Origin of the sequence: Paenibacillus sp. FSL H8-0104, from assembly GCF_038050215.1 — a bacterium.
GTDB lineage: Bacteria > Bacillota > Bacilli > Paenibacillales > Paenibacillaceae > Paenibacillus > Paenibacillus amylolyticus.
The window spans coordinates 3,651,457-3,675,118 of the sequence record NZ_JBBOTC010000001.1; the positions used below are offsets into that span (position 1 = coordinate 3,651,457).

Genomic DNA, 23,662 nt, shown 5'->3' on the forward strand with positions numbered 1-23,662 from the left:
TTTTATCTCCTATACAGTCGCTTTAGACAGCACTCCACCGAGCTCCTGAAGCTGCTGTTGTGATAATGTCGCATCTTGTTGCAAAATTTGCTTGAGCTCCGGGTCGGTTACCAGAGCTTGCATGGTCTTGGATTTTGTCATGCAAACCGTCTTGAACGCAGCTATTTCATGCACCTCGAGCATCTCATGCAAAGCGTATGTGGAATCCATTCAGATTGTCCTCCCATGTATCAATTCATATTTAAGGCTTTAAGATGACTTTAATGCAATCGTCCGTTTTTGTATCGAACACTTCATAGCCCCGCTTGGCCTCGCTGAGCGGAATGACGTGCGTAACAATGTCCCCAGGGTCCACTTTGCCAGACGTAACCAACTCGTACATGTATGGCATGTAGTGAATGACCGGAGCTTGTCCGGAACGGATATTCACGTTTCGCTGCATGATGTCACCGAGCGGGAATCCGTTATAACGTCCGCCGTATACACCAGTGACTTGAATGGTGCCACCTTTGCGGACAGCCTGAGATGCAATGATAAATGCACTCATGGTGCCGCCTTGCAGTTTCATACCGCTGGCTAGAAATTCAAGATCGCTCATCTTGCCGTCCATTCCTACCGCATCAATCACGACATCGGCGCCGCCTTTGGTCATTTCCTTGAGAGTGTTCCCAATATTCTTATCCTGTTCGAAGTTTACGATTTCCACATTGTTTGTTCGCTTTGCATGCTTTAAGCGGTAATCGACATAGTCGACGGCTATGACCCGCTTAGCTCCTTTCAGCCAGCAGAACTTCTGGGCCAGGAGTCCGACCGGACCGCAGCCGAGCACGATGACTGTATCACCATTCTTAACGCCGGCGTTATCTACGCTCCAGAATGCCGTCGTCATGGCATCGGCGATCAAGCTTAGCTTTTCGTCCGGTTGTTCGCAGTTTTCAGGGATCTTAAAGTGGGTAAAATTGGCAAATGGGACCCGTAAATATTCGGCTTGCCCGCCGGGATATCCGCCGGTCGTTCCGGAGTAGCCGAAATATGCGCCCATATCCCCGTGTTCGTTTGAATTGTCACATTGGCTTTCCAGCTGATTTTTGCAAAAAAAGCATTCTCCGCATGCGATGTTAAACGGAATGATCACACGGTCACCTTTTTTTACCTTGGTCACGCCAGGACCTACTTCTTCTACGATCCCCATCGGCTCATGCCCGATGACATAGTTTTCCTGAAGGTTAGGGATCATCCCGTGAATAAGATGAAGGTCAGAACCGCAAATGGCGGTACTGGTGATCTTTACGATCATATCGTCCGGTTTCACAATCTTCGCATCCGGCACCTCTTTGACCACGACATTTTTAACCCCTTGATACGTTACCGCCTTCATGCTTTATGTCCTCCAATATGTTCATCTGGGGTCCGATCAAACATCCCTTTACGTGACGTATCACCCGGGAACAGATTCATCTGCCCGATCATCACCGTATTTTTCGCCGAAAGCTGATCGAGTTGGTACTGTTCGTTCAACTCATAAGGATGAAACCATTTTTTGCGCATCATGAGCTCCGAGATTTCTTGGTGCATTGCAATCCCCTGCTTAAGATGAGTATGCAGCAGGGCTCTTACATCCGGTGAAGCCGTTTCCGTCAGGGCGATGGACAAATTACGTACACCCTCCTTGGCACGAAGAAGGAAGTCCATGGCAAAAGTCATATCTGCCATTTCCGGCATATTCAATGAATTAATCGGATCTAAATAATCGGTATTCATCTGAGTTCCCCTTAATGTGTTATAGGTGTCGGATTATTTGGAACGGGTGCTTGGAAAGGAGCTCTTGCGTAGATTGCTTGCAGCTCAGCGATCTGTTGTATGGATTGAGTTACGTCTTTCTGCATTAAGGCTTTTAGCTCTTGGTCAAAGACCAGGCCTTGCATAAGTTTCGACTTAGCGATGCAGAGCGTTTTGAAGTTTAACGCTTCATGCAGTTCCATCGATTCGTGCGGCGCTAGCGTTGGATTAGCCATTCAGAAATGATCCCCTCCTTTTTCATCAAGATTAGATTTTCCAATGCATCGGATCTTATACTAATATGGATCACCGGAGAGGTAAGATCCGAATATTCCCATACAGTCGCAGGGATATAAACAAAATCTCAATCCCATACTTATTTCTGTTTAAATGAATGATCTTACTCATGGAAGGAGGAGTCACGGTGCCCAATAAAAACAAAATTGATCTAGCAACCGAAAACGCAAGAAAACCAGCAGAAGATGCACTTAACTCGAGTGGTAGTAATACGCTGGAGCAGCATGCATCTAACGCGGTTTCTGAGGTGCAGACGGCTTTAAATCAGGCAATAAGCTCGTTAAGTGAATCTAATGTGGCAACAAATTCACAAGCGTTGGAGATTGCCAGGCAGCAATTGACCCGAGCAGAGGAATTTTTAGATCAAGCGATAACTTCAGCCAATGCATTAGGTTTACCGGACCAACAATAAAACCTTTTTGGTACTGATAAGCTTGGCAAAGTTTTGCGTTGACGATCGGAGGAAGCATTTTTCCTAGAGCACATATAGTTAACGTCAACATGCTTCGGCTTACGCCGAAGTTTTTTTGTATTTTTAAATGTATCGGACAATTTCAAAATCGAGGTAAAAAAAGAATGATTAAGGGCCAGGCATTAGAAAAAGTCTTGAACATAATTATAGGTAATATCTATTCAACTATGTTGAGGAGGACATCATACAGCCTATGTTACCTATGGAAGAATATTTTGGTAAGTTAGAACTCGTTCATTCCTTTTACGGGGCTATGCCTACAGGCGTTAGTGTATCCGAGACCGGGCGTACCTTTATTTGCTTTCCAAAATGGGGAGATGACGTTAGATTTACGGTAGCGGAAATTGTTGATGGTCAGATGCAACCTTATCCTAATGAAGAAACGAATTTGATCAACCCATTGAATATCGTTATGTCCTTCATCAGTGTCCAAAGTGTTGTTGCAGATGGAAGGGGAACCCTGTGGGTACTTGACACGGCTGCACCAAACTTTTCAGAGCCTATTAAAGGCGGCGCAAAATTAGTCGCGGTAGATTTAGAAACAAATACAATTAGAAAAGTATATACATTTGCAGATGATGTAGTCTTGCCGACAACGTATCTAAATGATGTCCGATTTGACTTTCGTGTAGGAAAAGCAGGTTTCGCATATATAACGGATTCTTCTTCCAATGGTCCAGGCGCTATTATCGTCGTAAATTTAGAAAACGGAAATGCGTATAGACGGTTGCATGGAGCAAGCTCGACCTCACCCGATCCATATTTTGTGCCAAAAGTGGAAGGTAAAATTTTGATGAATCGAAACGCGGATGGTTCGACATCTCCGTTTCGATTGGCCTCTGATGGTATAGCCATTTCCCCTGATGGAAAAATGTTATTCTATTGTCCATTAACCAGTCGCCAGCTATACTCGATCTCAACAGAATCGTTAAGAGACAGAACGATACCGGATTTTAAGTTAAGTGATCTTGTGCAGTATTGGGGAGAGAAGGGCGCATCTGATGGGATGATCACGGACGCTAAAGGAAACGTTTATGCTGGAGATTATGAAAACGATAGTATTCGAAAGATATTGCCGAATGGAATCATGGAAACCATCGCCCATGATCCCCGAATTTTATGGCCAGATACGTTTTCTATTGGTCCGGATCAATACTTATATGTGATTGTGAACCAATTACATAGGCAGGCGAGATTTCATTATGGAAGAGACCTGCGACAAAAACCGTACATTTTACTACGTTTGAAAATTGATGAATTACCTGCTCCTACCTTTTGATATACATCCCACTTTTCAAAGCAGATTTTAATAGCAGATTATTCAGTTCATTTTGCGGGACCGTAGGCCCTTTATCTAAGGGCAATATAGTAATTCTAATGAACTTAAGATAGGGACAGGTATCAGTTGATGCCTGTCTTTTTGTTTTTTGTCGCCCAAGAGGAAAGCCGGAGACAGATACAAAGGGTAGGGTACCATAATACACTCATTCGATTAAGATTAATCTGGTAGCATGTTGTTCCCGATATTGCTGTTAAACTACAAATTGCCGGTCGTATGATTTTTCGATTACAGGACAAGATATTAACCTTATCACCATTTTATTACTTTGATAAAGGAGACGACCATGGTTGAAAAACACGAGCCTCAAATGAAAAATCATCAAAAGTCTACATGGCTTGATGATTTAAAACAGATATTAAACCATATGGAAGATGCCGAAATCATTGAGCACAAAATAGGTACGAGTGCTTCAGTCCATCTTTTATTTATAAAAACGTTAATAGATCAAGAGCGTTTAAACGAGGCGATTATTCAGCCACTTCATCAATCAGGCGGAAATTCGCTTTCTTCATGCATAATCAATTCTGATGTTTCAGAAGTTATATCGATCGAAGATGCTGGGCAAAAAATAATGCAAGGATATATTCTTCTATACGATTCAGTCAACGATCAATGGCTAGGCATACAGTTGGAAAATCCTCTTGGCCGGGCAATTGAACCTTCCCAAACGGAAACGGTTATATATGGAGCGAAAGATAGCTTCAGCGAACAAATCGATAATAACATTACAATGTTGCGCAGACGTTTGCCTATAACGACATTAAAAACGGAAAGCTTCACTATAGGATCACTGAGTAAAACAAAAGTTGTGTTAATGTACATAGACGGAATAATTAATCCGGAATTTGTTTCCCTTGCAAGAGAGAAAATTGAAAGTGTGGATTTCGATCAGTTTTTAGACTCCGCACAGCTTGCAGCTTTTATTGAAGATCATAACCATACGGTCTTTCCCCAGTTTCTACAAACGGATCGGCCGGATGCCTGCGCCTTCGCCTTAGGTGAGGGTAAGCTGACTTTATTAGTCTCCAATTCACCGTTTGCTTTAATTTGTCCCATTACATTATTCCATCTATTCCAATCGCCAGAAGACTACTTCCTTCGTTGGCCGGTAGCCAGTTTTTTACGTTTAATGAGGTATGGAAGTTTTATTATTTCTTTGACGATGATTCCTTTTTATGTTGCGTTAACGACATTTCATTACCAAATGGTTCCGCTGCCGATTCTCTTCGTATTATTGGAATCGAGAAGCAAATTGCCCTTTACTCCGTTTGTGGAAGGAATTTTCATGATCGTAACGCTGGAAATCATCAAAGAAGCAAGTTTGCGAATGCCGACCAAAACCAGTCAAACTCTAGGGGTTATCGGTGGTATTGTCATTGGACAAGCGGCTGTAGAGGCAGGCTTTGCAAGTAAAGTATTAATTGTTTTGATGGGTATATCCGCTATTGCTTTCTTTTTAGTTCCCAATTATCAAATGACAAAATCCATGGTTCTGTTGCAATTGCTTCTTCTTATCCTTGCATCGTTTCTTGGGCTGCCAGGAATCGTGGTCGGGATAATCGGCATTCTTGCGCATCTCCATGCATTAACGTCATTAGGTCAACCTTATTTAGCGCCGCTTTCACCTTTTTATGGGAAGGATTGGATTGACCTCTTTATTCGCGGGCCTTTGATTTGGATGAAAACGCGTCCGCATAATCTAAAACCACTACAGAAATGGCGACAGGAGAAGATGAAGAAATGAAGACTTTATCCCTATTCAATCAAACTTCCACCCTTGGCGGCATCCATTTCCTTTTATTAGTTAATCGAACGCAAATGCATTATTTTATTTTAATCATGCCGGTTTATTTGGTTCATTCCTATATGGTTTGGGGAATTGTCGCCTTGGGGCTACTGTCCCAACTTAATTTGATGATGCTATCCAAATGGTTTACTTCCAGTTATGCATCGAAAGGCTATCAAGGATTTGTACAGCTTTTTGGGAAACGGGCGGTTCAAGTTTTCGCAATACTTGGTTTTGTAATAATACTGTTAAAAATTTCAATCATCACACTGGGTTACGTTGAAATGCTCCATAATTTTATATATCCATCAATGAATAAAAAGTGGCTGATCCTAGTTATTCTTTCGATCAGTTTATTTGTGGCTTCACATGGCATGGAAAAAACATTGCGTTTTGTCGTTATCGCCTTTCTTTGCGGGGCGTGGATCTTAATCATGTTTATTCCCTTTTTCTTTCCAACGATTGCAAATTACCGCGATTTGTATCCTCTAATCCCCACCGAATGGTCAGGACATTCATGGCAGGGCTTGTTGTTTATTTGGTCGGCATTTTCCGGTCCAGTATATTTGGCCTTTATGGTTCCATGGTTAAGCTCCAATAAAAAAATATCAAAATATCTTGTCATTGGAAACATGCTGACGATTATGGAATATTCATTATTGTTCATTGCTTCGGTATTGTTTTACGGTTCAAACTTTTTAAGCAAGATCAACTTTCCGGTAGTATATATGGGAAGTTACATTCAAATGAGTGGTTTAGAACGAATCGATTACATCCTTATCTCTTTCCATATGTTTAATTATGTATTTGACATTTCAATTCTTTTGTTGTGTTTATATGGAGCTGGAAGAGTCTTTATGAAGAAAATGAACAAAAGCACAACTCGGATCGGATTATTGTCGAGTTGGTTTGTCATTTTGATAAGTATTATCATAATGGATCAATGGTTATGGCAAACGGTTCCGGGTCAAAAGATGTTACTGAACATTCAAATCTGGCTTGGTGCATTCATTTATTTACTTGTTCCTACGATCCTTTTCACTATGGTTAAACGAAAGGAGAGTGTGTAGGCATGATACCATACAAGCATTATGGTTTATTGGCGATTGTAAGCCTTATGTGGATGACCGGTTGCTCTTCTCCATATGCCGAGAACAATATGATCGAAGAGATCGCTCCGGTAGTTTTCTGGTCGGTTGACAAGGGAACGGAGGGAAAGTTTAAAATCAGCACTTTAGTACCACCACTCATCAAAGAAAAAAAACGATTTCTCTCCAAGGAAGTTGATCTGTTAAAGCAGGGAGGCAAGGAGTTTAATTTAATTTATTATCGGGAATTAAAACAGGGGCAGCTGCGAATGTTATTAATCAATGAGGAACTGGCCAAAAAAGAAGGCATTGAAAAGCTGATCAATACGATATTGGTTGATCCCGATATTTCAATGCGTGTCTATTTATTGATTGTCAGAGGAGATTTTGATGAATACATAAAAAATCAATTGACGAAGCAAGAAAACCAAGATTATTTTCTTTATCGGATGTTAAAGCATTACGAGGAACATAACCAAGGTGAAATGAGCATTGTCAATATTCATCAATTCATGAAGATGTTATATTCCCCTCTTAAGGATCCGATCCTGCCGGTATTTCATGCGGATAAGAACAATTTCAATTACGTAGGAACGGCCTTCTTCCGAAATGATAAAGAAGTAATGGTTACTCAAGACGTAAGTGATGAAATTTTTCAACTTCTGGATAACGATCATTTCTTAAAAGTCTTGGCCATTCCAAAGTTATCTATCAGTTTAGGACGTGTTCGATCCAATATTCGCATGAATCTATCGAGTGATTATTCATCCTTGTCTTTACGTGTGGGATTGAAAGGAAGAATTGAGGAATACCAGGGAGAAAAGAATATTCAAAGCGAGGAACAATTGGAACATTTAATTCATGAGATTGAGGTATACCTTGAGGAACAAACATCAGAATTATTAAAAAGTATGCAACGGTTGAAAGTGGATCCCTTAGAGGTCGGAACACATTCACTTAAGCCGTTTTCTAAAGAACTAACGGAAGAGCAATGGTTAAAATATTGGGACAATATGAAAATTAATGTTGACTTCGATATCAAAATACAGCCTTTGATTAATGTTGAACGGCTGTCGTGATTTAAAAGATGCCCCCTACATGATCAAATACATCATTGTGGGGGCATCTTTTTGTTCAAATCATGTACAAAGAGAGCTTATTACTGCAGCCCGTGGCGGACAAGCCATTTGGATATCTTTAGAAAATGGAAAGTCTAATGATCTTATCGTCAACAATAACAAAATGATAATCCAATAATAGCGGATCGGGTAGACCCGTCTTATCGTAGGTACCATCCAGCTTGCATGTTAACACAATTTCATCACCTATTTTTTTGGCTTTTGTTGGCTCTAACGTTACATTCGCCGCGAAATGGTTTTGATCACTCCATTTCCGAATCGCCTGTTTGCCATTTCGCTTTTTTCCTTCATCCATCACAACGGCATTTTCTGAAAAACAATCTACAAATACTACTGGGTCTGGCTTGTTAGATGCAGTAATGTATTTGGCAATTACAGACGGTAAATGATTGAGATCCATATTGTTCTCTCCCTTTATTAATTAATTATTAGACGGTAGGGATAGTTCCCCCATCTATGACATATTCACTACCTGTAATAGATGCTGCTCGGTCTGAGACCAGAAATGCGACCAGCTCAGCGACTTCTTCAGGAAATCCTGGCCGACCAATTGGAATACCTCCGAGTGAAGTCATAAGTTGTTCAAGGGCACTTTCTCGACTTCCGGTTTCAGTTGCGATCCGATCAATTAATGCGTCAGCTGCTTCTGTCTGAATAAACCCAGGAGACAACGTATTTATGCGAATTCCTTGTGGGGAAAATTCATTTGATAATCCCTTGCTATAATTAGCCAGCGCGGCTTTGGCAGACGCATAAGCCAATGTAGTTTCATATAAAGGCAAACGTCTCTGGATGGAAGTGAAATGAAGAATAACGCCTGAATTATTTTCTAACATAAGTGGAATTAAGCCACGATCAAGTCGAACTGCTGCGAGTAAATTCCAATTTAATGTATGAAGCCAATCCTCATCACTCAATGCAAGTGCGCCTCCTGGTGGTGTCGTTGATCCACCTACGCAATGGACGATAATATCGATACCTCCAAGTTGCTCTTTTACTGCTGTAATTATTTGCTCTACACCTTCAGGTGTGGCGACATCTGCTTGCACAAATTTGACCGAATTTGGCAAGTCAGCAGATAGGGAACGGGCAGTAGTAAGAACTGTAGCTCCGCCGTTTGCAAGTCTTTTCACAACTGCTTGCCCCATTCCCTTTGTTCCTCCGGTTACAAGCACCCTTTTACCTTTAAATTCTGATACAGAGAACTCAAATTCTTTATGCATAACTATTCCTCCTAGTGATGGTATTCGATGATTAATTTGAAATTGCTCTGTCTCTAAACCTTAATGTGTTGTTCGAGAGGAGCTAGAACTAATACTACACTTGCTACTTTCATAACGTCCAATTTATTATAATAATAGAAATGATGAATATTATTAATATATGGAGGGTTGTTTTAATGGAACTTACACAATTGGAATACTTTATGACCGTTGCACAGCTTGAACATATGACCTTAGCCTCCAAAAAACTCGGTATTACTCAGCCAGCGTTAAGTCATGCAATTGCCAAGCTTGAAAACGAGATAGGAGCTCCTTTATTTGAGCGAAATGGACGAAATATTAAGCTGAACCGAAACGGTACTATGTTCTCTAAATGGATTGGTAGAGCCCTACATAATATTGAAAATGGTCTAAGAGAAATCGAAGAGTGGTCCAATCCGGATACTGGTGTGATTACGTTGTCTTATCTAAATATTCTCGGTGTTGAATTGATCCCTAGCCTAATTCGAAGTTATCAATTGAAGTATCCCAAAGTTCGGTTCGAATTGACACAAGGGAACTTAGGAGATATTGATGAACATCTGGAGCAAGGATTCTCGGATATTATGATTACATCGAGGGAATCTACTTTGAATAATCATCACTGGAAGACGATTAAAAATGTTCCTTTATACATTGTTGTTCCCTCCCAACATCGTTATGCAGCTTGTAGCGCTCTTAGTTTGGCAGAGCTGTCTGGCGAGCCATTTATTGGATTGAAAAACAATTGTGGATTAAAAGCAACGATCATATCCCGGTTCCGACATACCGGATTTTTTCTTGCTTCGGCTTATGAAGCGGAGGACCTGATCACTGTAGCCGGTTTTATAAAGTCGGGTCTAGGTGTATCAGTACTACCTAAGACGTTGGGGTTGATGTTAGATGAATTGGTCTGGATCCCTATTATTGATGAAGGATGGTACTGGGAAATAGGATTAAAGTGGAGAGATGATCATAATATTTCCCCAGCAGCGAAAAGGTTTATTGAATATGTGGATACTTTACATCAAGGAGAATGACCGTCAAATTTTTTAGTTTTGAAAAGAAATTCTGAGAAAACAATCATACTTTATTGTATTTGAACACAAGGAAAAAATCCTTTTACAATCATTGGCAGTACGTTATAATACAATCACCAGGTAGATTGCCCAACAAAAAAGTGAAATATTGTAATATCTAGTCACACCCGGCTCATCATAGTTCTTTGAGCCGCATAACACAACATAATAGATATCGGAGGAATGGTTATGGTCAAGAAGAAAATTTCCACAGCCCTCAGCGCAGCTTTAATTGTTTCTATGCTGGCTACTGGCCTAATAGTCACTATCCAAGGTAACACAACGTTAGAGGTAGCGAAGTCAGCAGGGGATAAAAAGGTTGAAGTTGTTAAAGCATAAGCGAGCCGTTAATTTATTTAGAACATGTTAAGAGACAAGAGCATATTCCTATTGAAGTCGCTATTTTAGCGGCTTTTTTTGTTTTATCGGTAATATTAGGTTTAATACTAACGATATTTTGCTGAACAAGTAAAGAGAAGTTTAGATACAACCTTTTTTTACATTTGTAAACCAATGGGTTTGAAATAATAAAGAAATGATTAGATTAACTTAACTAAAAAATTGTTATTTTCTATAATCAGCCATAAATTGTGCAAATGTAAACCAAAACATATATATACATAAAAAATAATGTTCATTTATACAAAAATACTTTGACAAATGAAAACAGGTGGCTTATTTTGTTAATAAGGAATGCATATTACTTCTTTGAGATTTTAAATAGCCTTAAGGGAGCGTGAATAAAATTAAAAAAGTACATCTATCAGGTGAAAATAATATCAGCAAAGGTCCAGAAAACTTTATTTATAAAAATGAATATAGACCGCAAATACATTATTCCCCTAAGGAAAATTGGATTAACGATCCTAACGGAATGGTTTATTACGAAGGAGAATATCACCTTTTCTACCAATATACTCCCCATGATACGCAGCCTGACTTCGGCAGAATGCATTGGGGGCATGCAGTAAGTAATGATTTAGTACATTGGGATGAACTTCCACCAGCCATCTCGCCCGGGGTAGATGGAGCGATCTTTTCGGGAAGTGCGGTAGTCGATAAGAACAATACAAGCGGATTCTTCAACGAAGCAGGATCAGGATTGGTTGCAATTTATACTAATAATGATAACAGCACTCAACCCGGTAAACCGCAGGTTCAAAGCATCGCTTACAGCAAGGACAAAGGTAGAACCTGGACAAAATATGAAGGTAACCCTGTTTTATTCCCCACGGAGACGCTAGACTTTCGAGACCCAAAGGTATTCTGGCATGAAGAATCTTCAAACTGGATAATGGTTCTTGCTGTTAGCGACCGTGTAGAATTTTACACATCTTCGAATCTTAAGGATTGGTCTTATGCAAGCGGTTTCGGTTCTGATATTCCGGGCATCCATCGTGGAATTTTTGAATGTCCTGATGTTTTTAAACTCCAAGTGGATGAGGACCCTAATACCACTAAATGGATTCTGACACTAAGTGTCGGAGATAGAAATGGCGTAAATCCAAACGATTCAGAACCACCCGCAGGCGGTTCTGGCATGATGTATTTTATAGGTCACTTTGATGGTAAGGCTTTTACACTAGATGAAACATTGGAATCATTCGATACAATCCAATGGATAGATTACGGATCTGACTTTTACGCGGCCGTGACCTGGGACGGTATCCCGAATGAGGATGGGCGAAAGATTTGGGTCGGCTGGATGAATAATTGGCGTTATGCTTCCACTCTTCCTTCTAAAGAATGGCGTGGTCATATGTCCATCCCACGTGAGATTCAGCTCAGGACGTATTCGGAAGGACTTCGCTTAATTCAAGCACCCATAACTGAGTTAAATCAACTCAGAAAATCAATTCTGTCTCTACAAGACATTACGATTAAACCAGATATGAACGTTTTGTCTGCTGTTTCTGCTGCAAAGATGGAAATTATTGCGGAATTCGAAATCGGTAATGCAATAGAATTTGGGTTCAAGGTGCGAAAGTCTTCCTCTTCCAACCAGGAGACAGTCATCGGATATAATGTCTTGGATGAGGAGTTGGTTGTCGATCGAACGAAGTCAAACGCTGTTGATTTCCATCCCGATTTTGCTGCAAAACACAAGGCCCCCATGAAGCCAGAGCATAAACGGATACAGTTGAGCATCTATGTTGATTGGTCAAGTGTAGAGATCTTTGGCAACAATGGGACAACTATCATTTCAGACACGATTTTCCCCGACTTGGGAAGTAGAGGGCTGGAACTCTATGCCATTGGCGGAGAACTAAAGGTCGTGTCGCTTCAAATCAATGATCTCGTAAGCATTTGGGAAAATCAGAGTGTTTAGAATTTAGTAATGGCTTGATTCCCCTTAATGGTTACTGCGCGGTTTTGGGCAACCAAACTGAACTGGTTGTCCAAAACCAATTAAATTTGAACCAACTTCACAATATTATTAGAAAAGAGGGTATGGAATGAAAGATAAATCTAAATTCGCAATATGTCTTCTGATGGCAACGGGATTAACTCTGACTTCAAACGGTATTTTTACATCTAAATCAATTGCGGCTAGTGCTGTACTTGCTGATCAGGAAACAAATAAACAGGCAAAGGAGGAGCTTGATATTTTTGAAAGCGCATCCAAATCGAATACCAATCTGATAGGCTGGCAAGTGAAAGGAAAAGGTGGATTAGAGGATACTTCAGAAGGAATCTTGCTGACTTCACAGCCTAAAGAAAATGTAATGGCCATCTCAGAGACAGTGTCCGATGATTTTATCTATGAAGCTGATGTCATGATCAGGGATACGAAGGCGGATGCAACATTGTTGTTTCGATCTAATGAGGATGGATTTAGCTCGTACATGCTACAAATCGTTCCGGAAGCAGGTCTGATTCGGTTAAGAGATGCAAAAAATGGAGATGGGAAATTAAAGGAGGAGCGTAAAGTTTCTGTTGAAATGGGGCAAATCTATCATCTCAAAGTGAAGGCAGTGGGTTCCTCGCTAAAAGTATATTGGGGCAATCAATATAAACCATTAATTGATGTTCAGGACATTTCGTATCAAAGCGGACAGCTTGGACTCCATGTATGGGATGGATCCGCCTTGTTTTCGAACATCGTGGTGAGCGATCTGAAAGGTAATTTGGGGACGGTGATTTCTAACAAGGGAAAATGGCAGCCTGATATCAACGGCAAAAGAGGGACGGTAGAACAGGGGAGTATAGCACAGCAAATCTATAACAAAGAGGCGACTGATATGGTTTATGAAGGGAACATTACCCTTCGTCCTGATTCTATTGCAGCTCTCGCATTTCGATCTTCAACCGATGGAGCTGAAGGATATGAAGCTACTCTTACGAAGGAAGGAGATCAGGTCCGTGTAAGTTTGACGAATACAAAAGGAACAGTAATTGCCAGTTCGCAACGTACTTATCCGAGTCAGATGGGAGCCAAACATCATGTGGAAATCAAGGCAAAAGGAGATCGAATTCAGGTCTTCCTGGACGGATACACTACGGCCGCGATTGACGTGAAAGATTCAACCTACAGGAGTGGAAGTACCGGAATCGTCGTAAAAAAGGGGACGGCTTACTTCCAGGATACTTATGTGACGGAACTGAGCCAATATTACAATGAGATATATCGTCCACAATATCATTACACGCCAATACGTGGTTCAGCGAGTGATCCGAATGGACTTGTCTACTTCGAAGGAGAATATCATCTCTTCCATCAGGATGGAGGAACATGGGCGCATGCGGTAAGTAAAGATATGCTGAACTGGAAACGGCTTCCGATTGCACTTCCCTGGAATGATCACGGACATGTCTGGTCTGGGTCGGCTGTTGCGGATATGACAAATGCATCTGGTTTATTCGGAGATTCAGGAGGCAAGGGCCTTATTGCATATTATACTTCCTTTAATCCAGATAGCCCGAATGGGAACCAGCGTATAGGTCTGGCTTACAGTAAAGACCAAGGTCGTACTTGGGAGTATTCGAAGGAACGCCCGATTGTGATCGAGAACCCGGGTAAGAGCGGAAATGAAGCTGGGAATTGGGATTTCCGCGATCCGAAAGTGATCCGTGATGATGAGAATAACCGCTGGGTTATGGTTGTGTCCGGAGGAGATCATATTCGTTTCTACACGTCAGCGAATTTACTTGACTGGACATTGACAGATAATTGGGGATATGGGGATTACGTACGCGGAGGCGTATGGGAATGCCCGGTTTTGTTCCAACTTCCGGTAGACGGAACGTCACAGAAGAAGTGGGTTATGATGATCAGTACAGGAGCGAATCCCAAAACAGGTGGATCAGATGCCGAGTATTTTATCGGTCATTTAACAGCTGATGGTAAATTCGTGAACGATAATCCGGCGGGTAAGGTGTTAAGAACAGATTTTGGTAAAGAATTTTACGCTTCGATGTCTTTCGCTAACATGCCTGATCATCGCACAGTGATGATGGCGTGGATGACGAATTGGGACTATCCGTTCGCTTTCCCAACGTCCAATTGGAAAGGTGAACTAACCATTCCGAGAGAAGTATCATTGGTAACAACCAAAGATGGAATTCGGATGGTGCAAAGTCCAATCGAAGAATTGGAATCACTGCGTAAACCTTTGTATTCTGCTTCTAACAAGTCGGTGAGTCCTTCTTCCGGGAATCTGTTAAAAGGTATTATTTCAGGTGCTTACGAAATTGAAGCTGAAATTGAAATCCCTAAAACCAGCACAGTGACCGAGTTTGGCTTTAACATTCGTGAAGGTGCAAATCAGAAGACGGTCGTGGGTTATAAGGCAAGTGATAGTCGTATGTTTGTGGACCGAACTGCATCCGGTGAAACGGATTTTTCTAATCTTTTCAGTAAGAAACATGAAGCGCCTACGCAAATGGAGAATAATCGGATCAAGATGCGTATTCTTGTGGATGAATCTTCTGTTGAAGCCTTTGGTAACAACGGCAAAGTCGTCTTTTCAGATGTAATATTTCCGGATCCTGCTAGTAGAGCGATGAGTTTTTACGTGAAAGGTGGGAATGTGAACGTTGTTTCCTTGAAAGTGCATCAGCTTCAATCTGTCTGGAATGAGGACATTCCTTCAAAAGCTCAAATAAAGATGGATACGAGCGTTCGGGAACTGGGGGTAGGCGAGTCGGATACACTGGAGGCGATGGTCGAGTACGGACCAGGTCTAGGCGTTCAACCGCTTAAGTGGAATTCCAGTAATAACGAAGTAATAACCATAGATTTGGTAGACAATTCACATGCAGTTATTAAGGCAAAAAAAGAAGGGGAATCCACAGTCACTGTATCTACTCCGAATGGTAAAGCTTCCAGTAGTGTGCTCGTTAAAGTCTCAGGTGGCGAGTTCCGGACAAACCTGAGTGGATGGACTAAAGATCTGTCTGCTGCTTCATGGTTAGTTAGTGAATATGGGATTCGTGGTAAATATTTTAGCGATGCGAATTATATTGCCAAAGAGAAGGCTGGGAATTTTACGTATGAAGCAGACATGTTGCTCGGTGAAACAGGAGGGGCAGGTTCTATTTTGTTCAGGGCTAGCGAAGATGGTCGCAGTGGTTATTATCTGAATCTAGACCCTAACATGAAGGCCATTCGTCTGTTCTATAAAATCAATGGAGGATTTGAAGAACGTCAGGTTCTTGCAAAAGTACCAACGTTCATTCAGCCAAATCATACGTATAAGGTGAAAATAGAAGCGAATGGTCCGCATATTGTCGTTCACGTGGACAGTCAAAAAGTGATAGATATCATGGATGGTACTTTTGCAGAAGGCCACTTTGGACTGAATGTATTTGGCGGCTCCGCATCTTATCAGAACGTCAATGTGAGCAACGGTGAACCTGCAAACATCACCAAGTCCAGTCTTATAAATGCCGCAACACAGAAATCCATTTATACCGTGAACCTTGTCAACGGGGAGCCGGTTACCTTGCATGATGCAAGTGCAGCTTCCATCCAGAAGTGGGTATTTGTTCCGACAGGTGACGAAGCAGGTTCGTATTCAATTCGTACTACGGCCGGTCAGACACTTGATCTGGATATAGGGCAAAACAAACTTCAGCTGTATCATTACTTAGGGTACAACAACCAGCGTTGGGTCCTTCACGAGAACAAAGACGGATCCGTTCATATTACTTCAGCTCATCATCAAAAAGCATTAGAAGTATCGGAAGATGGGACCGAACTCTTCCTAAGTGAACTGAATCCATCACTTGATCGACAAAAGTGGATATTAACGAAATAATAAATTTATTCCATGATGGCGTATCTCATAGATATTCCAATAAAGAAATGTCGTGGGACGGGAACATGTTCAATTCAAGTCGCTATTATAGCGGCTTTTTTCTTTTAACGAAACGAGAGGGATCAATCATATATTATATTTTTTCCTTCTTCACTTAGTTTTCTCAAAGATGTAATCATGTGATTAATCTCTTCTTCAGAGTGTCTTTCCCATGAAGCTAATTCAGCTATTATTTTAAGTGGCGATTTAGATCGATATGAACGTGTTGGGTTTCCAGGAAACTTTTTATCAGTTACGTTTGGATCACTTTCAAAATCTCCTAAAGGTTCTACAATGTAGATTCTTTCTTTTGCATTAGATCTTGCCAATTCAGCACCCCATTTGGCAGCATTTAATGTTGCAGTAAAGTATATATGGTTAGAATTTTTTTCTTGGTAATTTGATAAGAACTGTGGTTCTAATAAATCACCAATTTGCAGTTCTGCTTTTGTACCATGAAAAAAAGGACCTTGGTCTATGATCACTTTTTTGTCATCCATAATGATCCACCTCTTTTTTAGTTTTGTATTTAGCAGTATAGTGTAGGAATTTCAAAAAAAACAGTCTATAAAAACATAAAAAATAACGGTATAATTTAAGTAGAGAGAACGATACTGAGTCCAATAACCCAAGTTTAAGAAAGCAGCCGATCAGCGTGATCGGCTGTTTTTGTTTAACTAACGAGCAGGTTAAAAGATAATCCGTTCAAGGCAGGTCTCTGTCCTGGATTATAGAGTAATGTTGTAATGTCAGAGAATATAGTTGATAAGCATTATCATTCATGATATATTGTTAACCAATAAACTAAATATAAGAATTTATTTAGAATAACTCTATTTTTAAAAGAATATTTTTGTTTACAAGTAAATAAGGAGCGATCAAAGAATGATCTCAAAAGATCGAACAAAACAGTTGCTTTATGACCAATTTATCCGTTTTTTACATGTGTATGAGAACCACAAGGATACAGAAATCGAGCATTTCCTAAGTATCGCCCAGCGTGAAAGCATCGAGAAAATCCCTCAGCATTTGACCGCGGTTCATATGATAGATTGCATAGGCAAGCATGAGCCAATTAACAACACGGGTATTGCCGAGGCAATGAATTTGTCCAAAGCAAGTATCACCAAAATTGGCAACAAACTGCTCGAGGAAGGATTCGTCAAACGTACGAAAATGAACGACAACAAAAAGGAGAGCTATTTCCGGTTGTCACCGCAAGGCAAAAAGATCTTTGAACTGCATGAACGTCTGCATATACATGAGGCTGAGCGCTTCTATCGTACTCTCGACAAATATTCGGAAACGGAGCTAAAAGTAATCCATCAATTTCTTCAAGACAGCAGTATAAATATTGAATCCAGATAGAACAAAGGAGAGTGAAGCATATGAGTCTGGCGGAATTGATCAGGGAGCGCAGGAGTATTCGTAAATGTAACTCTACGCCGGTGGACCAGGAGTTGGTTGTTGAACTACTGCGTAAGGCTATACGGCTTCAACCATTTGTTGAGTCTGGCTCATGGCGTGTAGTATATGCCGGAACTCCAGAAGCACGCAAACGGTTGGTGGACTGCATGCTGGAACAGATGTCACAAAGCAAGCTCGGCAAGTTGATTCCAGGGAAACTTCTGGATGTTTTTAAAAAGAGATTTACCGATATTCCTGCCCACGTCATTGTTATGTCGACTGTAGGACCGAATCGTCTGACCAATGACCGCAATTATGCGGCTGCCTGCGGGGTGATGCAGAGCTTCCAACTGCTGGGCTGGGAACGAGGGTTAGGAATGTTGTGGGATACAGAGTCCATGATTCAGCATGAAGGGTTCTTCAATGGAATTGGCTTACGTGAGGATGAAAGATTTGTTGGTATTCTTCATATAGGGTATTACGACAAAGCGCCAAGAAGTCGGAAAAGAACACCAGCCGAGCAGAAGTGGACCGTATTGCGAGGACAGTTTACATAGAAGAGGAGGATATGAAAATGAAATTGTCAGATTTGGAAGGAGACATGGACGGTCCGAGTGCGTTTTTGGATCAACCGGTATCGCAGGATCTAATCCTTGAGTTGCTCAATCATGCCGTATGGGCGCCAAATGATGGCCTCCGAGAGCCGTGGCGATTTATCTTTGCTGATAACCGGTATGGGGACATCATGCAGGGATTACAGGAGCCTGCCCCTGCATATCTTCTGGTGTTGGTGAAGGAAGAGGCGGATCAATATAAGCGGGAAGAGGACTTTGCAGCTGTCTGCTGCCTAATTCAGAATTTCCGCTTGCTGGCTCATGAGCAAAGTCTGGGTGTGCGCTGTACCTTGCATGACTGGATGTACGACCCGAGCCGTACTGAAATGTTTGGTGTACTAAGTAACGAGCGCATTGCTGCGGTTCTGGAATTGGGATACGGTGCAAATCAGTGGAAAGGAAATACGAAGTTACCTGAGACTCAACTTCATTTTGAACTGCTGTAAGGTGGGAACGATGGGATGAGACTCCAAATGGAAAAAATTGTTTTACAATCATTGTCAGTACGTTATACTACAATCATTAGGTGAATTACTCAATAAAAAAGTGAAATATTGTAATTTATTAGTCACCCACGGCTCGTCATCGTCTTGAGCCACTTATTACATAATAAATATAGGAGGTATGATTATGGTCAAGAAGAAAATGTCCACAGCACTCAGTGCAGCTTTAATCGTTTCTATGCTGGCTACTGGCGTGATAGTCGCTATTCAGGGTACAACAACGTTAGAAGTAGCGAAGTCAGCAGGGGATAAAAAGGTTGAAGTCATTAAATAAAGCATACGTGAGACCTGCTAGAAAGTTAAAAGAACCTCATCTCGGTTAACCCGGCTGAGGTTTTTTTCTGTATCATTAGGCATTGAAAAAATGCAGACCTAAGTCCGTGAACGCTTGACCACCATTTACCTTGACGCAAAGTCCAATCTAATGTATACGGAACTGGAAATGACCAACCAGGAAAAACGGCAATCCAAGCAGTCACAATTAGTTACTTACTACAAAACACCAGATAACGAGTATTAACAGCTCAACATTACGAGAGGTGAGGGAACGCTTAACGCAGGGAAAGATATTAACACTTGGTACCGATTTAACCGTTGGCAATAAAAGATCATACTTCATGAACTTGAATACCAACTTAAGCAAAATCATAAATAGTGGGACAGTTCGAATCAATCTGTATATTGGACCTCTGTCAAGAAAGTGGACACTTACGCTACGGATCTTGCGGTAAATTGCTGTGCAAAACGGGCAGGGGAAAGGTACCCCTACACCAAAACATCATAATTGATTGAGCTTGCTTTCAGGCTCCTCACCATTTTCTACACGTCTTATATTCTTTATAAAGAACTCATATCTTGTTTTATGAAATTTCCGACCATCAGGCATTCCTGCTGTATGGGGAGTAAGTATCACATTACCCAGATTCCGGAGCTCGCTGTCAATCGGAAGCGGTTCAGATTCAAACACATCCAGGCATGCGCCTGAAATATCCCCGTTTTTTAATGCATCAATCAAGTCTCTTTCGTTGACAATGCCTCCGCGGGCTGTATTGATAAAAAGAGTGGTATTTTTCATTTTTTTGAATGCCGCTTTGTTGATCAGCTGTTTGGTTTGCTCATTCAAGGGTACATGTACACTGACTATGTCCGATGTACTTACAAGAGTATCGAAATCCGTCATTTTCACAAAACCATCAGATTGTACAATGGCATTTCTCGCATACGCCAGCACATTCATGTCAAAAACCCTGGAAAACGCAGCTACTTTTTTTCCAATAGCACCCAAACCGATAATCCCAATCGTTTTGCCCTTTAATTCACTCCCTGTATAGTCCAATTGATTTTCATCCATCTTGTTTTTCATGAAAGTATCAAGAAACGGTATGTTTTTATAATAAGACAATATCAGTGCCATGACGTGCTCGGCCACTGCCTGTGCATTCACTCCTCCAGCATTGGCCACCCAAATGCCGCGCTGTGTACAGGCAGGGACATCCACATTATCAAATCCTGCACCTGTCTGTACCAATTTTAATTTTTTTGCGTTAGAAAGCAGACTGTGATCCACTTTAATATGTTCAGGAATGATTACTTGGCAATCTTCAATATGATGCAGCATTTCTTTTCCGGGCGGAACAATTACAACGTTCCAGTCTTGCGGAAAACACCTTGCAATATTTGATTTTGAGGTCTCGCTAAAATAGCCAACGATGAGAATTTTCATTGCTAAACCACCTTTCATAAGCTATACCATTCTTCAAATAAAATCGTTGATGCTCGTCATTTTATCCTTTTAATACAATTTTATCAATAAAATCTCATCACGTTCTATTGAACGGGAATGGAAAAGAATCTAGATAAACAATATACTAGCTATATAGTTTTTTTTGTTGAGGTGAATAGTTCTAATGTCATTCTGTTGTGGATCGTCATACTCGGAATTGGTGGAGGTTTCGCCTTTAGTTTGGCCATGATGTTTTTCGGGTTGCGTACTGAAAATGCGCATCAAGCAGCGGAACTATCTGGCATGGCCCAATCGATCGGATATCTTCTTGCCGCAATCGGTCCAGCCCTTATAGGATATCTGCACGATGCAACAAATAGTTGGAACCTGCCACTTTTCATTCTTCTTGGGGCTTCGGTGTTACTCTTTGTAGTTGGTATAGGAGCAGCAAGTAATCAAAAAATCAATACCATGAAATAATAAAAAGCCCGCAATGACGCGGGCTTTTGTTAGTTTTAACATCAAGTATACATTACCTGCCGGAAATTTCATTCAACGAGATTTCTTGTTCCTCCAGCAGTCGTTTCAGCTTTTGGCGCTGCCGTTTTTCCTTCTGACGGCGCTCTTTGTCCTCAGCCTTTAGAGCCTTGAGCAGGGAGAAACACATACCGATAAGGACAATAGCGAACGGCAATGCGGTTACAATGGATGCCGTCTGGAGGCCAGTTAACCCCCCGCTGATTAGCAGTACTACCGCGATGGAGGACTGCATAATTCCCCAGGTTAATTTCACTCTTGTACTTGGGTCCAGTTTGCCATCTGAAGTGAGCATGCCCAGTACAAAGGTAGCTGAATCAGCCGACGTAATAAAGAAGATCATGATCAGCATTGTGGCGATGAATGCCACGATCGTGCCCAAAGGCAGCTGCTCCAGCATAAGGAATAAAGCGGTTGTCGTATCTTCCTTGACAGCCTCCGCCAGATGAGCGGCATTGAACAATTCCATGTGAAGTCCTGTTCCGCCAAAGACGGAGAACCAGATAAATCCGAAAAGACTTGGAATAACCATGACGTAAATTACAAATTCCTTTATGGTTCTTCCTCTGGATACCCTTGCGATAAAAGTGCCGACAAAAGGAGCCCACGAGATCCACCATGCCCAGTAAAATAACGTCCATGCTCCAATCCAGGTTTCTCTTGAGAACGGCGTCAGTCTCAAACTCATGTTAATAATATTCTGCATGTAACTGCCCAAGGTTGTTGTGAATGTGTCAAATATAAAAGAAGTCGGTCCAGTCACCAATACAAACAACATCAATAACAAAGCTATAACGAGGTTGACGTTGCTCAGAATCTTAATACCTTTATCCAGACCGGAGGTTGCCGAGATTAAAAACAGTACGGTTACAACGATGATAATGACAACCTGAGACAGAGTCGAGTTAGGAATACCGAATAAGTGATTCAGACCCCCGCCGATCTGAAGAGCACCCAATCCAAGCGAGGTCGCAACACCAAAGATGGTGGATATGACCGCCAGAATATCAATAACCTTACCAAGCCAGCCAGCAGCAAGACGCTCACCGATCAGAGGAATAAAGGTGGAACTGATCAGCCCTTTGTATCCTTTCCGGAACTGGAAGTAAGCAAGTGCTAAGCCGATGACGGTATAGATAGCCCAAGGATGCAGCCCCCAGTGGAAAAAGGAATAACGCATTGAAAGTATGGCTGCTTGCGTTGTTTCGGGTACCGCCCCCTCAGGTGCAGATAAATAGTGGGACAGCGGTTCAGCAACTCCCCAGAAAACCAGCCCAATGCCCATACCTGCGCTAAACAGCATGGACAGCCAGGAAACCGTAGAATACTCCGGCTCATCATCGTCATCCCCAAGCCTAATACCGCCAAATCGGCTGAACGCCAGATAAAAAGCAAAGATCAGGAAGAACAGTGTCGCTAGCAAATAAAACCAGCCAAAATTCTGAATAGAGAAGTTGTAGGCAACATTAGCCACATCCGCTAGCTGATCAGGAGCGACGGCTCCCCATATTGCAAACAGTGCAACGATGATAATTGTGATTGTAAATACCATGATGAGACCTCCATTATGTAAGCTTCAGCCAACTGTTTCCTTAGTATGTGCTAGTCTAACTTGTAATATTTCGAAAAGCTAGCTGTTGATAAATTAAAACAAACCGCCATGTAATGAAACACTCAGCGGTTTGTTTTGATCTTGCCTGAATAATATATGGCCTATAATCTCTTGTTAATCTGAGATATTGTATCATCTCATCTAACTAGTTTTATTCATTTATGAAAAGAAATCTGAAGAAGGCTGACTGTCATTGTAAATTTACAGATCCTTCAGATTAAATTGCATGCGTGTAAGCATGTCGGTCATCATTGCAACTTCTTCTTCACTGAAATCCAGTATCATCTGATGAAGAAACTGGTTTCGATCCTGCTTGAAATTGGCGATATGCGTTAGCCCTTGTTCTGTTAACCGGACGAAGGTTTCCCGATGATCGTCAGGGTTTCTTCTTCGTGACACCAAACCGTCTGCTTCCAGTTGCTTCAAATGGCGTGTAACAGCAGCACTGTCAATATGAATGGCCTTCTGCAAATGGCTTTGTGTAACTTCTTCATGAAGATAGAGATGATACAGCAGAACGTATCGTGAGGAACTGATCCCCGTACAACGTTCAAATTTAGGTTTCAACTGATTGCTTATATTTTTAAGTAATATTAATAAGGTTTCTTGTTCCAGCGAACAATTCATGTTTGCCCCTCCTTGAATGGTGCAGAATGTCTTGAAAAGTTTCATGTAACAAGGGCAGATTGCTTCCAAGACATTCAGCAACTAAAGGCAACTATATCACAATGTGGAGAATACTCG

Annotated in this window: 23 protein-coding genes and 1 pseudogene; 14 read left to right on the top strand and 10 right to left on the bottom strand. The window is 41.4% G+C overall.

Going from position 1 to position 23,662, the window contains the following annotated elements; all coding sequences use genetic code 11:
- Positions 1-9: 9 nt before the first annotated feature.
- Genes NST38_RS16190 through NST38_RS16205 form a run of 4 tightly spaced genes read right to left on the bottom strand, consistent with a single transcriptional unit; the run spans position 10 to position 2,015 of the window.
- Positions 10-210: a hypothetical protein gene (locus NST38_RS16190; RefSeq protein WP_076253188.1), complete on the bottom strand. Its 201-nt coding sequence runs from the start codon at positions 208-210 to the stop codon at positions 10-12.
- A 31-nt stretch (positions 211-241) separates the two neighbouring features.
- Entirely contained in the window at positions 242-1,378 is a 1,137-nt protein-coding gene (locus NST38_RS16195; protein WP_036615410.1) for a zinc-dependent alcohol dehydrogenase, read from the bottom strand.
- Entirely contained in the window at positions 1,375-1,761 is a 387-nt protein-coding gene (locus tag NST38_RS16200) for a spore coat protein (protein ID WP_076253189.1), read from the bottom strand. The genes NST38_RS16195 and NST38_RS16200 overlap by 4 nt, the downstream gene beginning before the upstream one ends.
- A gap of 11 nt (positions 1,762-1,772) precedes the next feature.
- Positions 1,773-2,015 carry a spore gernimation protein GerQ gene (locus NST38_RS16205; protein ID WP_076253190.1) on the bottom strand — a complete coding sequence of 81 codons (243 nt, stop codon included), beginning with the start codon at positions 2,013-2,015 and terminating at the stop codon, positions 1,773-1,775.
- 188 nt (positions 2,016-2,203) lie between these two features.
- Here NST38_RS16205 and NST38_RS16210 point away from each other — a divergent pair, with 188 nt between their 5' ends.
- The 5 genes from NST38_RS16210 to NST38_RS16230 all read left to right on the top strand — a co-directional run bounded on the left by NST38_RS16210 (position 2,204) and on the right by NST38_RS16230 (position 7,843).
- Positions 2,204-2,488, top strand: a complete 285-nt coding sequence (locus tag NST38_RS16210) for a hypothetical protein (protein WP_076253191.1) — start codon at positions 2,204-2,206, stop codon at positions 2,486-2,488.
- A gap of 253 nt (positions 2,489-2,741) precedes the next feature.
- Complete coding sequence (locus tag NST38_RS16215) at positions 2,742-3,827, top strand: L-dopachrome tautomerase-related protein (protein WP_179087922.1); 1,086 nt, start codon at positions 2,742-2,744, stop codon at positions 3,825-3,827.
- A 346-nt stretch (positions 3,828-4,173) separates the two neighbouring features.
- Positions 4,174-5,634, top strand: coding sequence for a spore germination protein (locus NST38_RS16220; protein WP_076253193.1), 1,461 nt, complete (start codon positions 4,174-4,176; stop codon positions 5,632-5,634).
- A complete protein-coding gene (locus tag NST38_RS16225) occupies positions 5,631-6,746 on the top strand; it encodes a GerAB/ArcD/ProY family transporter (protein ID WP_076253194.1) in 1,116 nt (371 codons plus the stop codon). The genes NST38_RS16220 and NST38_RS16225 overlap by 4 nt, the downstream gene beginning before the upstream one ends.
- 2 nt (positions 6,747-6,748) lie before the next feature.
- A complete protein-coding gene (locus NST38_RS16230; protein ID WP_076253195.1) occupies positions 6,749-7,843 on the top strand; it encodes a Ger(x)C family spore germination protein in 1,095 nt (364 codons plus the stop codon).
- A 118-nt stretch (positions 7,844-7,961) separates the two neighbouring features.
- Here NST38_RS16230 and NST38_RS16235 read toward each other — a convergent pair whose 3' ends face one another.
- Together NST38_RS16235 and NST38_RS16240 are read right to left on the bottom strand one after the other, a co-directional pair.
- Positions 7,962-8,303, bottom strand: a complete 342-nt coding sequence (locus tag NST38_RS16235; protein ID WP_036615388.1) for a nuclear transport factor 2 family protein — start codon at positions 8,301-8,303, stop codon at positions 7,962-7,964.
- Positions 8,304-8,331: 28 nt separating this feature from the next.
- Positions 8,332-9,126, bottom strand: coding sequence for an SDR family oxidoreductase (locus tag NST38_RS16240; protein ID WP_036615385.1), 795 nt, complete (start codon positions 9,124-9,126; stop codon positions 8,332-8,334).
- Between the two features lie 176 nt (positions 9,127-9,302).
- Here NST38_RS16240 and NST38_RS16245 point away from each other — a divergent pair, with 176 nt between their 5' ends.
- From NST38_RS16245 to NST38_RS16260, 4 genes are all read left to right on the top strand, one after another.
- Positions 9,303-10,184, top strand: a complete 882-nt coding sequence (locus tag NST38_RS16245) for a LysR family transcriptional regulator (RefSeq protein WP_076253196.1) — start codon at positions 9,303-9,305, stop codon at positions 10,182-10,184.
- A gap of 228 nt (positions 10,185-10,412) precedes the next feature.
- Positions 10,413-10,562 carry a hypothetical protein gene (locus NST38_RS16250; protein WP_164783315.1) on the top strand — a complete coding sequence of 50 codons (150 nt, stop codon included), beginning with the start codon at positions 10,413-10,415 and terminating at the stop codon, positions 10,560-10,562.
- A gap of 397 nt (positions 10,563-10,959) precedes the next feature.
- Positions 10,960-12,552: a glycoside hydrolase family 32 protein gene (locus NST38_RS16255; protein WP_076253197.1), complete on the top strand. Its 1,593-nt coding sequence runs from the start codon at positions 10,960-10,962 to the stop codon at positions 12,550-12,552.
- Positions 12,553-12,679: 127 nt separating this feature from the next.
- A complete protein-coding gene (locus NST38_RS16260; protein WP_076253198.1) occupies positions 12,680-16,483 on the top strand; it encodes a GH32 C-terminal domain-containing protein in 3,804 nt (1,267 codons plus the stop codon).
- 122 nt (positions 16,484-16,605) lie between these two features.
- On the opposite strand, the gene arr is transcribed toward NST38_RS16260, so the two are convergent.
- Positions 16,606-17,022: an NAD(+)--rifampin ADP-ribosyltransferase gene (gene arr, locus NST38_RS16265; RefSeq protein ID WP_047843187.1), complete on the bottom strand. Its 417-nt coding sequence runs from the start codon at positions 17,020-17,022 to the stop codon at positions 16,606-16,608.
- A 385-nt stretch (positions 17,023-17,407) separates the two neighbouring features.
- Here arr and NST38_RS16270 point away from each other — a divergent pair, with 385 nt between their 5' ends.
- From NST38_RS16270 to NST38_RS16285, 4 genes are all read left to right on the top strand, one after another.
- Positions 17,408-17,890, top strand: a complete 483-nt coding sequence (locus tag NST38_RS16270) for a MarR family transcriptional regulator (RefSeq protein WP_017688279.1) — start codon at positions 17,408-17,410, stop codon at positions 17,888-17,890.
- Between the two features lie 20 nt (positions 17,891-17,910).
- Complete coding sequence (locus NST38_RS16275) at positions 17,911-18,486, top strand: nitroreductase family protein (protein ID WP_076253199.1); 576 nt, start codon at positions 17,911-17,913, stop codon at positions 18,484-18,486.
- Between the two features lie 17 nt (positions 18,487-18,503).
- On the top strand, positions 18,504-18,989 hold the full coding sequence (locus tag NST38_RS16280; RefSeq protein ID WP_076253200.1) for a nitroreductase family protein: 486 nt from the start codon (positions 18,504-18,506) through the stop codon (positions 18,987-18,989).
- A gap of 184 nt (positions 18,990-19,173) precedes the next feature.
- Positions 19,174-19,320, top strand: coding sequence for a hypothetical protein (locus NST38_RS16285; protein ID WP_179087923.1), 147 nt, complete (start codon positions 19,174-19,176; stop codon positions 19,318-19,320).
- Positions 19,321-19,824: 504 nt separating this feature from the next.
- Here NST38_RS16285 and NST38_RS16290 read toward each other — a convergent pair.
- A complete protein-coding gene (locus tag NST38_RS16290) occupies positions 19,825-20,787 on the bottom strand; it encodes an NAD(P)-dependent oxidoreductase (protein ID WP_340386372.1) in 963 nt (320 codons plus the stop codon).
- Positions 20,788-20,946: 159 nt separating this feature from the next.
- Between NST38_RS16290 and NST38_RS16295 the strand changes: the two are divergent.
- Positions 20,947-21,249 (top strand): annotated as a pseudogene (locus NST38_RS16295) (MFS transporter); the annotation flags it as partial.
- Positions 21,250-21,301: 52 nt separating this feature from the next.
- Here the strand turns inward: NST38_RS16295 and NST38_RS16300 are convergent.
- Together NST38_RS16300 and NST38_RS16305 are read right to left on the bottom strand one after the other, a co-directional pair.
- On the bottom strand, positions 21,302-22,858 hold the full coding sequence (locus NST38_RS16300) for a glycine betaine uptake BCCT transporter (protein ID WP_036671491.1): 1,557 nt from the start codon (positions 22,856-22,858) through the stop codon (positions 21,302-21,304).
- A gap of 261 nt (positions 22,859-23,119) precedes the next feature.
- Positions 23,120-23,545 carry a MarR family winged helix-turn-helix transcriptional regulator gene (locus tag NST38_RS16305; RefSeq protein WP_036671493.1) on the bottom strand — a complete coding sequence of 142 codons (426 nt, stop codon included), beginning with the start codon at positions 23,543-23,545 and terminating at the stop codon, positions 23,120-23,122.
- Positions 23,546-23,662 lie beyond the last annotated feature (117 nt).